The organism is Chloroflexus islandicus (assembly GCF_001650695.1).
Taxonomy (GTDB): domain Bacteria; phylum Chloroflexota; class Chloroflexia; order Chloroflexales; family Chloroflexaceae; genus Chloroflexus; species Chloroflexus islandicus.
This window is the reverse complement of the sequence record NZ_LWQS01000021.1, coordinates 50,982-64,748: the sequence shown is the minus strand read 5'-3', so window position 1 is coordinate 64,748 and position 13,767 is coordinate 50,982. Positions and strand designations below refer to the sequence as shown.

The 13,767-nt window shown below is 58.0% G+C and carries 6 protein-coding genes; 1 reads left to right on the top strand and 5 read right to left on the bottom strand.

Annotated elements, in window-relative coordinates:
• The first annotated feature begins 42 nt into the window (after nucleotides 1-42).
• The gene (locus tag A6A03_RS00730; RefSeq protein ID WP_066782611.1) at nucleotides 43-1,194 is read left to right on the top strand and encodes an ATP-binding protein; all 1,152 of its coding nucleotides are present in this window, start codon (nucleotides 43-45) and stop codon (nucleotides 1,192-1,194) included.
• A gap of 9 nt (nucleotides 1,195-1,203) precedes the next feature.
• On the opposite strand, the gene A6A03_RS00725 is transcribed toward A6A03_RS00730, so the two are convergent.
• From A6A03_RS00725 to A6A03_RS00710, 5 genes are all read right to left on the bottom strand, one after another.
• A complete protein-coding gene (locus tag A6A03_RS00725; RefSeq protein WP_066782607.1) occupies nucleotides 1,204-2,733 on the bottom strand; it encodes an FAD-binding domain-containing protein in 1,530 nt (509 codons plus the stop codon).
• Between the two features lie 1,270 nt (nucleotides 2,734-4,003).
• Complete coding sequence (locus A6A03_RS00720; protein ID WP_066782605.1) at nucleotides 4,004-5,032, bottom strand: endonuclease/exonuclease/phosphatase family protein; 1,029 nt, start codon at nucleotides 5,030-5,032, stop codon at nucleotides 4,004-4,006.
• Nucleotides 5,033-5,113: 81 nt separating this feature from the next.
• The gene (locus tag A6A03_RS20225; RefSeq protein WP_156525232.1) at nucleotides 5,114-8,848 is read right to left on the bottom strand and encodes a hypothetical protein; all 3,735 of its coding nucleotides are present in this window, start codon (nucleotides 8,846-8,848) and stop codon (nucleotides 5,114-5,116) included.
• Between the two features lie 281 nt (nucleotides 8,849-9,129).
• Nucleotides 9,130-11,175: a glycosyltransferase family 39 protein gene (locus A6A03_RS00715; protein ID WP_066782603.1), complete on the bottom strand. Its 2,046-nt coding sequence runs from the start codon at nucleotides 11,173-11,175 to the stop codon at nucleotides 9,130-9,132.
• Nucleotides 11,176-11,320: 145 nt separating this feature from the next.
• A complete protein-coding gene (locus A6A03_RS00710) occupies nucleotides 11,321-13,453 on the bottom strand; it encodes a tetratricopeptide repeat protein (RefSeq protein ID WP_066782600.1) in 2,133 nt (710 codons plus the stop codon).
• Between the last annotated feature and the right edge of the window lie 314 nt (nucleotides 13,454-13,767).

The following is a 13,767-nucleotide window of genomic DNA, read 5'->3' as shown; positions in this document are numbered from 1 at the left end:
TCCGCACTTGACATGAGGATTTTCAAGGAATACAATCGAGCTATGCTTATCCCGCGACCAGCGATTATTGACCAAATTAAACGGCTGTTTACGATTCATCCGGTTGTGGCGCTGTTGGGGCCACGGCAATGCGGCAAGACGACCGTGGCCCGCATGCTCAGCACTGCTCAGAACGCAACCTATTTCGACCTCGAGCATCCGGTCGATGCACGGCGCTTGACTGCGCCGCTTACCGTGCTTGAGACGCTTTCCGGTCTCGTCATTATCGATGAAATTCAACGCCAACCGGCCTTGTTCGAGTTGCTGCGCGTCCTCGTCGATCGGCCGCACAGTACTGCGCAATTTCTCTTACTTGGCTCAGCCTCGCCTCATCTTGTGCGCGGCGCTTCTGAGACGTTGGCTGGACGGATTGGGTTTGTGGATATGGCTGGCTTCAATCTCGCTGAAGCCGGCGTCGATAACCTGTACCAGCTCTGGCTGCGCGGCGGTTTTCCACGCTCTTTTCTCGCCGTTGATGACGAACGTAGCATGCTCTGGCGCGAGGCGTTTATCCGCACATTCCTCGAACGTGATATTCCCCAATTGGGCATTACTGTTCCAGCCGAGACCCTCCGCCGGTTTTGGACGATGGTTGCTCATTTCCACGGTCAGCAGTGGAATGCTGCTGAATTTGCTCGCTCATTAGGTTCGAGCGAAGCGACCGCTCGACGCTACCTCGACATTTTGGCCGGTGCATATATGGTGCGCATCCTGCCGCCTTGGTTTGAAAATATGAGCAAACGGCAGGTCAAATCACCTAAGATCTATATTCGTGATAGCGGCATGTTGCATGGTCTGTTGCATCTGACAACATTGGCCGATGTTCAGGGCCATCCTAAACTTGGCGCTTCGTGGGAAGGATTCGCTATCGAACAAATTATCACGCTGCTCCAAGCGCAGGAAGCCTACTTTTGGGCAACGCATTCTGGAGCTGAACTTGATTTGCTCGTTCATATCCGCGGCAAACGCTACGGTTTCGAGATCAAGTTTGCCGATGCTCCCGGTGTGACCCGATCGATGCGGATTGCCCTGAACGATCTTGCCCTTGATCATCTCTGGGTGATCTATCCCGGTCGCCAAGCATATCCTCTTGACACTCAGATCACGGTGTTGCCGTTGGCCGATGTGCCGCAATTAGCCACGACGCTCCGATGATGTGATTCCTCACAAATCCAACCGCAGTTGGCGCGCCGATCCGCGTTCGGTGCGGCGTGGCCGTGGCGGCGGCGCCCGGCGTGAGCCGTGTTTCTGATGCACAGCGGCAACCTCAATCGCCGTTTCGGGACGAGCGCGCACGGCAGCGATGGCGGCCCGCGCCCGCCGGTAGGCGGCGTCGTGATCGACGATTGGCAGCGGGTAGTCGCGCCCGATCCGGCAGCCGGCCCGCTCTTGGCCGGCGCGGTCGAGCAGCCACGGGGTATGGATGTAGGCCGTGGGCACGTGGGCGAGTTCCGGCACCCAACGCCGGATGAAGATGCCTTCGGGGTCGTGGTCGATCCCTTGCTTGATCGGGTTGTAGATGCGGATGGTGCGATTGCCCGACGTGCCGGCTTGCATTTGGAGCTGGCAATAGTGAATCCCCGGCTCGTAGTCGATCCAACGCCGGGCCAAGATCAACCCCGGCTCGCGCCAGTGTTGCCAGAGGTCGTAGGCGACAAAGCTGACCAGCATCGCTCGCATGCGAAAATTGAGCCAGCCGGTGGCGGTGAGCGCGCGCATACAGGCATCGACGAACGGGTAGCCGGTGCGGCCAGCGGCCCACGCCGCAATCAGGTCGGGCCGGTGGTTCTCTTCGCGCATGCCGTCATACGCCCGCACCAGATTGCGTACCTCGATCTCCGGCTCGTCCTCTAGCTTTTGAATGAAATGGCAATGCCAGTGCAAGCGCGACTCGAACGCCGCCAGCGCCCGCAGCCAACCCGCTTCAGCCGGATCAGGTTGCTGGCTCAGCTCGGCGATCCGCGCTCGCGTCGCTTGCACCACCGTGCGCAACGACAGCGCTCCCCACGCGAGATAGGCGCTCAGACGCGAACAGCCTTCCCACGCGGTGAGCGGGCTCGACAGGGCGCGGTGGTAGTGGCGGCTACGCCGGGAGAGAAAATCGGTGAGCGTCGCTAACGCCGCTGTCTCGCCGGGAGGTTGGCGTTCGAGCAAGGTGTCAGGCGGTAACTCAAGTTCGGCGGCAGATGGGATCGGGCCGGGGTCGATCGGCAGCGGCGGCAAGGCGGCAGGTGGTTGGGCTTGCGGCATCGCCATGCGCTCTTCCCAGCGCGCCTGCCACTCATCACGTGACGGCAACCGGCGCACGACGCCGTTTTGCGGCAGTTCGTGGAAGGAAATGCCGCGCGCCCGCGCCCACCGCCGCACCGCCCGATCCCGCGCATAACTGAGCAGATTACCAGTCTCTTCGTGGGCCCAGATCGCCTCGATCGGCCACTCGCTCGCCAACCGGTCGAGCACCTCTACCGCTTCACCCACCCGCACCACCAGCGGCTGGCCGAGGCGGGCCAATGCCGTGCGCAGCTCGCACAAACAGCCGCTGATGAACGTCCAATGGCGTGGCGCAAAATCTGGGGCATGGATCAGCGACGGCTCGACGATATAGAGCGGCAGCACCGGCCCGCGCCGGGCAGCGGCGCTCAGCGGCGCGTGATCGTGCAAGCGCAAATCGCGTTTAAACCAAACAAGCTGCATACCATACCGTGCTGAACCCTATCTCTTATGTATGGTACCACTATTTCACTGCTGATACCGGTGTGCTGGGGAAGTGTGTTGATCGCGTCTGCTGTGAAAACCCAAATCTACCACAGAGAACGCAGAGAACGCAGGGGGAAGGCGATCTATTACCGCCCCCCTCTACGTCCTCCGCATCCTCGGCGGTAAAAAAACCGCCGCGCCCGCTGCGCGGGTTGATGCCCCCACCTCGTGCCCCTCCCCCGCTGGGGGAGGGGTGAGGGGGTGCGCAAAACTAAGCGTTCAGGCAGCGCCTCCTGTCATTGCGAGGGGCAAAGCCCCGAAGCAATCTCCCGCTTTGGCGGGATGGGTGCCTGAGAACACCGCTCCCGTGCGCGCGTTCAAGGGCGGACAGCCCATCTGATCCGGCACCCGGTCCTGAAGGGCCGGGCTAGGGGTACGAAGCCCGCTGCGCGGGTGATGCCCCCACCCCGTGCCCCTCTCCCACTGGGGGAGGGGTGAGGGGGTGCGCCGCAGGGGGCTTTACGGCATCGCCCAGCGATCAATGGTTGTGATCAACCACAGGTTCTGTCCGCCTCTCCGGCTTCCCCTGCGGTAAAATCCTCTGCGTCCCCTGCGCCCTCTGCGGTAAAAAACCTCTGTGTCCGCTGTGCGGGTTGCTGCCCCCACCCCGTGCCCCTCCCCCGCCGGGGGAGAGGTGATGGGGAGCGCAAAGCTCAGCGTTCAGGCAGCACCTCCTGTCATTGCGAGGGGCGAAGCCCCGAAGCAATCTCCCGCTTTGGCGGGATGGGTGTCTGAGAACACCGCTCTCGTACGCGCGTTCAAGGACGGACAGCACATCTAATCCGGCACCCGGCCCTGAAGGGCCGGGCTACTATTACGAAGCCCGCTGTGCGGGCTGATGCCCCCACCCCGTGCCCCTCCCCCGCTGGGGGAGGGGTGATGAGGAGCCAGCAGGGGCTTTACGGCATCGCACAGCGATCAACGGTTGTGATCAACCACCGGTTCTGTCCGCCCCGCCAGCGTCCCCTGCGGTAAAAAACCTCCGCGTCCGCTGCGCGAGTTATTGGCCCCCACCCCGTGCCCCTCCCCCGCTGGGGGAGGGGTGATGAGGAGCCAGCAGGGGGCTTTACGGCATCGCACAGCGATCAACGGTTGTGATCAACCACCGGTTCTGTCCGCCCCGCCAGCGTCCCCTGCGGTAAAAAACCTCCGCGTCCCCTGCGCCCTCTGCGGTAAAAAACCTCTGTGTCCCCTGCGGTAAACACCCTCATTGCGCCACCAGCCGCGCCACCACCGGACGGTGATCCGAGAACCCATCCCACTGGCCAACCGCCGCCTCGGTACACATCAACGCCGGCGAGGTCAGAATATAGTCAATCCGCACCAACCACGCCGGCAGCGGCACGCCGCGCACCGCTTGCCCGGCGCTTGGCCACGTAAACCCGGCATCAAGCCCACACTGCGGCCAAACATCAACCAGATCGCCATCGCGGAGGAGACGGTAGGCGCGGTTGTACGGCGTCGCATTCAGATCACCGGCCACAATCACCGGCTGGCGCTGCTCGCGGGCCACGGCAACGATCGCCGCCGCCTGCCGCTCGCGCTCGCTAATCGCCCACGTCATCCACCCCGGCGAACCAACCGGCGGAATGGTATGGACATTGAACAAAACCACGTCGCCCAACGGCGCCGCAATCTGCATCAATTGCGGCGTCCCCACCCAATGCTCGCCGGGCAAGCTGGTCGCCAGCGGTTGCAACGGCCAACGGCTGATCACCCCCATCCCGGTCACGCCGGCGCGCGGATCGAGGAGCTGGAAGGGATACTCGCCCGCCAGCTCGCGCTGGAGCGCAGCGGCAATCGCGGGATTAAGCTCTTGCAGCGCCACGACATCGGCCTTGGCCGCGCGGATCGCCGCGATCACCGGCCCGGCTTGATCATTGCCGCCGTAGAGATTGTAGGTCATCACCGTGATCGCCGGTTTACTGTACTCCAGATCATCGCTGAAGCTCGGCATCCACACATCGAGCAAGATCGGCGCTCCCGGCGCGAGCAGGGCCACGCTGAGCGCCACGCTCAGCCAGCGCCGCAGCGCCAGCGCGATCAGCAGCACCAGCGGCAACGGCAACCACAGGTACGGCGTGGCGACGTTGAGCAAAAAGAGCCACCACCAGCGATCGCCGAGCAGCGTGCGCGCCGCTAGCCAGCCAACGAGAAAGAGCAGGTAAAGCGCGAGGGGAACGATCAGGATGAGCGGCCAGCGCAGACGGCGGCGGGGAGGGTGATTGAGCATCATAGTTGTGGTGGTGAATACAAGGACATTCTACTGCCAGCTAGTAATGATTGAGTATCATAATGCTCAGCATTATTTAGAAACCTACTTCTCTTCAGCGAATCGCAAAACAACCCATTCCGATTCCAAATCGTATATATCAGCTAGTTGTCGCAGAGTATCCGCCAAACGGCTGTATCCAGCCTCTTCGACAGCATCAGCCTGCGCGCGATATTTAGCTGCCAAATCTCGTTCCGATTGACCAGTAGAGTCAACAAAATGCGCACCACGTGAATTGTAAATAGCAATTCTAAAACTACAACGGATCGCATTGGCATCCTTGCCATTAAGAATCTCGGCAGCAACGCGATGGATCCACAAACCATCTGGATCGGGCGGTGAATGTATAAGCGCTTGCCCTAGAATGTTCATTGCGTCTTCTAAATAACCTATGCGCTTGCACTCTTCTTTGACGACGTCTAACCATTGTGCTAACGCATCGCGATCGAATACTCCATCACGGCGTAAGCCGGGAGGGATAGACCACCGATGCAACAGATAAAACGCTCGCTCAGCAATAGGTTTAGGTATATCACCAATAGTTTCTGATTTTACAGAATTTATTAGTCGAGAAGCCCATTGAATGACTTGACAAAAAAACAATGGATCATTAGCAAGCCTTTGCCAAAGAGTTTTTGGGCTAGATCCATAAATCAACTGGGGAAGGTATACCCATTCCACGATACAGAGATCTTCTTGGTTCACTTCTGAATATTCCTGTAACCATGAGATTAATTCTTCAATAATGAAACGGTCAGTCGCGTGAGCTTGTTCAGGTGCTTTGTACGCTTCTAGCAATGCAGAGATTACAAAATTTGGAGGAGGCTCCTGCCCTTGATGCAGCATTTTTGCAAGTAAGTATAAGGCTGCGCATGGCCTACCATAACGTAGTAATTTCGCTGCTGGATATAGTAAATCTCCTTGGGCACGATAAGCATTATTGATCGAGAGATGCTGCCAATAGGCAGACTGTTCTTCACCTAGTAATCGCTCTAGCCGGTGCCACGTTTCGGTTTGGCAAGGTAAGCTGGACAGAAATCGGCTAATCTGTTCTTCCGTCCATGAGGAAATATCAATAGAATCAACCCATTCCCAACCCTTCTGCTCGAATCTACCTCGCACAAAGCCTTCAACGAAACAAGTAAGTTTAGGACGATCAACTGTGAGGAGACTTGGCAAAACTTCAGCATCAATGGCAGTTTGTGCAACACTACCACAAGTAAGACCGACTTTGTAAGGCGACTCAACGACCTCGGCAAAGGCAATTACTGCCGCTACCCCGCCATCGGACAGAACCGCTTCAACCGCAAGCTGCCGTTTCATCTGTAGAAGCCGTTGCTGCGCTTCATAGTCAGTTCGCTTCTCGTGAAGATCGAAATCATTTTCCACAAAGAGCCGCTTATAACGCCACAAGAGTGACTTTGGAGCTATTTGATCTGCAACTATCTCGACTTGAACGAGCCGTTCAGCAGGTATTGCCCAATCTGATCCAGCAAAGCGTGAGTGTTTCACGAGAATATCAACTAGCTTTTCCCACAGTGGCAATCGCTCTTCATCAGATAATACTTTGATTTCTTCGGAGTTTAGATGTTTAGTAAATTGCTCAAATACTGATAATGGTAATACTTTCAAGTAATCAATAAGTTTAATTAAATAAGAAATGTTATTTTTTGCGATACTAATAGCCAGATCAGCGTAAATTACGATCTTTCCCCAATATAATTGGTTGGATACACTGAAGTTCCAAGTGTCTGGAATTATTTCTCGCCAAGTTGGTCGCGATGTGTAAAATGCTCTTTCACTAGAAAGTAAGCGAATTAAGAGATCCAATCCAACGTCTGGATGTTCTGCAAGCAACGCTTTAATTGCGCTTACCTGCTTATTCATTGACGCAAGAGTTTGTTGCAACCAAGGTAATAGAATATAAGTTAACGAGTTGATCGGCCTGTTTGTCAATCTACCGCCGGGATCGCGTGCAGCAAGTTCACCGAGGCAAAGTATCACTCTAACGAACAGTTCTTCATCCCAAGCAAGAACTTCTAAAGCCCATAGCGTACTAGCAATATAGCTTTGATAATTTTCTTGAGCGAAGAGAATATCAAATATACTAGGTTTTTGTTGCAATTTTTGCTCAACGATATACAAAAACTCTTTTGGGGCAGCCTCCGCAAGCAGAGGCAACAAGTGATCGAGGCGTGCCCATCTGTTGCTATCCGCATCTTCAAGTACTGCTCGAACTGTTAGAATAGCAGTTGTTTCAGATTTTCTATGGCTGCACGATATCAATGCTTTGCTATGGCTACCTAAAAGTGCTAGTGTTCCGGCTATACCTTCACGCAGAAGCTTTGAATAACGTTCAGAGTCTTGCAAAACCGCCACCGCAATACGTTGGAAATCGTCTAAATGGCGATCAGATAGCCATTTGCCAAGTGTATGCCAACCTTCATACCGTAATACAAAGCGCCACTGTTGTTCGTGATATGATAGTGGAGGTGATGGATTCAACAAGAATACACGTATTTTCTTAGTCCATTGATCATACGATTGACCTGCTAAAGATTCTATAGCCTCTCGATCTGCTTCTGATGTTTCTAGCCAAGATCCTACTAGCAATGCAATGGCGAGATCATCAGCATTGTTGTGTTCAGACCATTTTGGTTGAACAGTGCTACCTGCCAATAAGTGTAATAGTGAGCTCAAATTTCCGGCACTGCGTTCTGCTAAAACTCGCGCTCGCTCTTCGTTGTATCCACTTTGTTCTAAAATCTTTCGAAGGTCATGGATCGAAAACTTTGCAGGTAATGTACAGTGACGAATTTTGCTTCCTAACTCTTTACCCGGCAATGTAGACCATACAATAGAATGACCGTTTTGTTTGGCAAGTTGCAGCGATCTACTCCAATTTTCGCTATTCATCTCAAGATTAGGATGAGCAATGAGTATAAGTGGTTCGCGATAATCACACAAAACATTCCAAGCACTAATATTCTGAACAATTAAACATCGCCCAACAGCACGAATACGAACATCTTCTGTTAATGACGCAATATACGCAGCCACAAAATCAACGAATTGATCAGGAAAACGGGTTGTGAGTACTAGTTCGTAATTTAATCCGTTCAAAATATCTTGAAGACCTATACAGGCTTCATGACGGTTCATGAGGAAAATTTGTGGTGTGAGTGGAGGATCACCGATCGATCGCAAAAGCTCCCAGTGTCGATCAAGTGTTTCGATCTGATCTATATTAAGACCAGTGATGATCTTTTGAGACAACCACAGCTCTACCGCAGGAAATCGATGGATCCAGTCAATTAGTTTGGTTCCGTCAATAATCCGTATATCTTTCCATGCATTTTGCTCACGTCGTTTTGACAGCCAAGCCGCTTGATGTTCTTCTTTCCAAGAATACTCCCAATTACGCCTTGCAGAGAGTGGGGTCACAAAGATAAATGTTGATTCTTTTCTAACACTCTCTGGAAGAGCACTAGTAAGATCGTTATAATCTGCTGTAGCCTTATCTCTTGATTGCAAACCTGTTCCTATTTCCCAAAATGATCGTCCAGCAGGAACAAACGGTTCAAAACCTGTGGCAACTTCCAATATCCCATCAGGTCCATGCTGTCCAATACTATCAGCTAAAGGGAAACGCTGTTCTCGTACCTGAGTGCATGAAGCACTAATAAGCCGGTAGATCAATTCAACAATGACACCTTGAGCTTCACGAGCATGTGCGCGAACCCATTCATCAAGTTGGTTTTCATTAACTATAAACAACATTTTTCAACCTCTAACCCGATTAAGGATTACTAAATTTTATTTTATTGTATCACAAGCCGGTTTGTTTTTCAATCTGACCACTAAATCAATCAATGAGCGTAATAGACCATCAAGCTCTATTCAATCAGTGACAGAACTGTTTTTTACTCTGTCAGTAATAAGTTCTTGCTAAAACTTTCAATTTTTCATTCGATAACATTGCTTATGAGACATGTTGCTAACAGCTTGACAGGTTCAGCGCGATGAACGGTCGCCCCAGAGCGGCACACTGTGCAGCTTGCCTACCGCACCTCCACCGTATCCACCACCAACCCCAGCTCGCGCCCATCCGGCGCCGGCCACGGCGTCACCCGCAACTCGATGTCCCGGAGTTGGGAGGCGGTCGTCGCCGGCGGCAGTTGCACGATCAGCCAGCGCCACGCCACGCCGAGGCTCAACGAGTGGCACTGACCGTCGCTACAGATCTGCCCCGCCACCGGCGCGTCGGGCCGCAGCGCCGCGACCCGCAACCGCACCACCCGCGCCGTCGCCGGCACCCGAATCCGCGCCACTGGCCCTGTCCAGCGCGCGCGTGCGCCGGCCAGCTCTTCGGCAGGGTAGAAGCCGCTCAGGTAGCCGAAATCAAGCCCATCCCCGACCTCGATCACGGTTTGCGCAACCGGTACGGTGTCGCGCCACGCTAGATCGAGCAGGGTCTGTTCGCTAGCGTATTGCGGACGGTAGACGCGGCGAGCTTCGTCACGTTCACCGGTTTCGCGCAGCAGATCACCGAGATAGACATACGACGGCGCATAGAGCATGTTGCTGCGGATGGCGGCCCGGTAGGCGGCAATCGCGCCGGCGGTGTCTCCCTGCGCGCGCAAGGTATGGCCCAGCGCCAGATAGCCGTCGGGAGTTGGTTGGGCCGCGAGCGCCTGTTGGTAGAAGGTGGCGGCCTGCGGCAGATTGCCGGCGGCGCGGGCCAGATCGCCGCTCAGCCGCCAGAAGCTGCGCGCGCCGCCTTGGATGGCGTAGTCCCAGTGGTAGGCGAGCAGTGCTGAAAGACCAACCGCACCCGCCGCCGCGAGCGCCGTCCCCATTGCCAGCCGGTGACGCCGGCGCGCCAGTGCCGGCAGTGCCAGCCATGCCCGCGCTGCATACGGGATCAGCGCGCAGAAGATGAAGTGCCGGTAACGCCCTTCGCCGTGCGTGACCAGCGATACGGCGATAAAGTAAGCTAGCCACAATCCTAGCAAGACCGCTGGTGCGCGCCCGCGCATGGCGGCATAGACTAATGCCGCCACGCCTCCCACGGCGATCACTCCGTAGAGCAGATCGTCGAAGATCAGCGCGGCGAGGAAGAGCAATGGCGGCGGATCGGCCCGGTAGTCTTCGAGCAGGAAGCGGTCTTGGATGGCCTTCACCCGCCAGATCGCCAGCCAGTTCGGCCACAGCTTGCGCAGCATAATCGCCGGATCTTCGCGCAACCGCTCCAACCCGCGCGCGGTGGCGTAGGCCGCCCGTTCTGATGGGTCGGGGATGTTTTCGAGCACGCGGAAGATGGTCGCCATATCTTCACGTGGCTCGTTGAAAGCCCACAAGTTGTACGAGAGTCCAGTCTCGATCAGAATGCAACTACGGTAACTCAAGCAATTACGGATCGTCCACGGCGCGACGACGGCCATGGCGGTGACAGCAAAGACCACGCCGATCAGCAGGGTGGCGGGACGGCGCATAAGGTTGCGCCAATGGCCAGCGGCGACGACCGCAATCCAGCCGGCCACCACCATGGTAAAGTAGAGCGGCATCGAGCGGGTGAGGAGGGCAAGGCCCCATAACCCGCCGGCAGCAACGATCCGCCAATCGGGCCAGCGCGCGCCGCGTTGCCGCCACGCCAGCAATAGCCAGAGCGCGGCGCTAAACAGGGTGGTGAAGAGGGTTTCGCTCATGTAGAGCGAGGCGAAGGTGGCGTGGGTGAGCAGGATGGCCGCTGCCAGCGCCGCTAACCGGTGAACCAGCGGGCTAGCGTGATCGCCAATTGCCTGCGAGAGGCGGTAGATCAGGTAGACATTCAAGACGCTGAGCGCGATATTTGGCAACGCCGCCAGCCACACGTCGCCACCGGCCAGCCAGAGCGACCCGGCTAGCCAGAGCGGATAGAGCGGCGCGCGCAGCCAGTGGTAGCGTTCATAGAAGCTCCACCCACGCCCTGCCAGCAGATCGCGGGCAACGGTCAGATACTCGACTTCATCGTTAGCCGGCAAATGAAGTGGTTGCAGCCACAACCCGATCCGGATCAGCGCCGCCAGTGCTAAAATGCCAATCAGCCACCACGTTTCGCGTTTCATCGTCATTCGTCACTAGGTTTTACCGCGGAGAGCGCCGGGGTTTTTTACCGCAGAGAGCGCAGAGGTCGCAGAGGTATTTCTGCTCTCTCCGCGTCCTCGGCGTCCCCTGCGGTAAACGTATCCCTCCGTGTCCTCGGTGGTATCTTCACCGCACTACTATGTGCCGCACTTGCACCCCTAGCCGGCGACCATCAGGACTAGCCGGATCGTATTGGCGCGGCCAGAAGGTAGGGGAGCGCACAGCCACCACCACTTCGCGCGGCTGCATAACCGGCGACAGTGGCAACGCAATGGTCTGCCAATCGGGGCCAATCATAAACGGCTGCGGTTCGCCGCCGTCTACCGTGACCCAAACCCGTACCGCACTACCGTCGGGCCGTCCGCTACGCAGCTCCAGCGTGAGCGCCTGCGCCCCCGCCGGGGCCGTCACCCGCGCCTGCGCCCAACCGGTCGTCCACCGCCAACCTGCTTCTCCCGGCAGCGGGTGATGCATGCCACGGATAAAACCGAGATCAAGGCCATCACCCAACCGCAGGGTCGCTGACGGCGGCGTGATCGCCCGATCCCACAGCCACGCCGCCAAATCTTCACGGGAAACCGCTTCAAATGCCTCCAGCTCAGCGCGGGCCGCCGCCAGATCGCCTTGCTGCCGCAACAAGTCGCCACGCAACAAGTGCGGATAGGGATGGGCCGGCAGCAGCGCAATCGCTTCGTCGAGCCATCGCATCGCGGCAGGAGCATCGCCGGCCACCAGCGCTGCCCGCGCCAACGCCACCCGCGCCAACACCGAAGCGCGGTCGCGGGCCAGTGCTTGTTGCGCCGCCGCAGCGGCTGCCGCCGGATCGCCCGCAGCCAGCGCTCGTTCTGCCTGCGCTAAATCCAGATGTTTGCCGGCTAACTGCCATGCCAGCGCCGGATATGGCGCGTGCCAGAGGGTGATCGCCAACGCTAGCAACGGTAAGAGCAGCGCCGCCGGATGCGGACGCGGCAGGGCATGCCGCAGCGCCGGCAGCCACGCGGCCCCTACCATGCCGCTGTAGGCCAACAGCACCGGATAGAGCGGCAAGCGGTAGCGTAATTCAACATGAAAGATGAGCGTGGTGAGCGCCACATACGCCACCCACGCGCCGAGCAGCCAGCGCGGATCAGCGAACATGCGCAACAACGCGCGCCAGAAACCCTCTACCCTTACCAGCGTGGCTTGCCAGCGCCGCGCCAACCCGTAGCTGCCGGCCAGCAGGATGAGCAACCAAACCCCATCCCCCAACCCCAACCGGGCCGCGACTTCAGCCGGCGACACCCAAATCGCCCGCCGCTCCCGCAGATCGTCGGTATGTTCAAGCGCGAAGAACAGCCGCAGCTCACGGCTCATCTTGGCGATGAAACGGCCCGGATCAGCGGTGATCACCGCGATCCCACGTTCGGTAGCGAGTCGCTGCCGCAGCAACCGGTCTTCCCCCAGCGCATAGAGCTGCGCCTTCACCGCTTCGCGCCCAGCAGGATCGTTATCGAGCCACAAGTTCTCGGCCCCGGTGGTATCGATCAGAATCACTCCGCCATACGTCAGCGTATTCCGCACCGTCCACGGCCCCACCACCAGCGCGCAGCCGAGCAGCACCAGCGCCGCTTGGGCCACGCCGCGCCGCCACTGGCCGGCGGCCAGCGCATTGATCAGCCACCACCCCATCATCAACGGCAACAGCGGCAACGCCACCGCCCGCACCAGACACAACGCCCCCACCCCAAGCCCTACCATCAACGCCCGCCACCATGGTGGCGCCGGCAAGAGCGCCAGCCACAGCACAAGGCTCAAACCAGCCAAAAAGAGCGTCTCGGTCAGCAGCTCGGTAGCATTGGCAGCCAGCGTGTAGTTCAGCGCGGTGAGCAGAGCGGCCAACAACCCGGCCCAACGCGCAAACACTGGCGGCATGTGCGGCGCGCTGCGCTGGGCCAAGGCCCGCGCCAGCAACGCGATCAGGGGCACCGTCAACGCACTGATCACCGCCTGCACCAGCCGCAAGTTCTGCACCAACGAATCGACCACAAGGATCGCAGCCGCGAGAAAGAGCGGATACAGCGGCGGACGCATCAAGCGCAACTCGACGTAGCGCCGCTCTTGCAAGAGGGTGAGCGCCTGCGCCAAATATTCGGCCTCGTCGCCTCCCAGCGGATACAACTCGCGCCAGCGCCAGACCAACAGACGCAACAACAGCGCCAGCGCGGTCAGCGCCGCTACCACAAGCCACCAGCGTCGATTATGGCGCCGTTCAATGGCCATGCCAGACCTCGGTGTAACGCCAAGATGCAATCCTACACTTCCCCTATGTCCTTGCGCGGGGGCGCGGTAGAGGCCGAGCGGCGCTCGGCCCTCGCGCAGCGAAGCAATCCCCCACGAGCGCGGGAGCGGAGCCTTGCCGGTCGCTCCCCGGTTGTCATTGCGAGCCGCCGCAGGCGGCGAAGCAATCCCCCGCAAACGCGGGAGCGGAGCCTTGCCGGTCGCTCCCCGGTTGTCATTGCGAGCCGCCGCAGGCGGCGAAGCAATCCCCCACGAGCGCGGGAGCGGAGCCTTGCCGGTCGCTCCCCGGTTGTCAT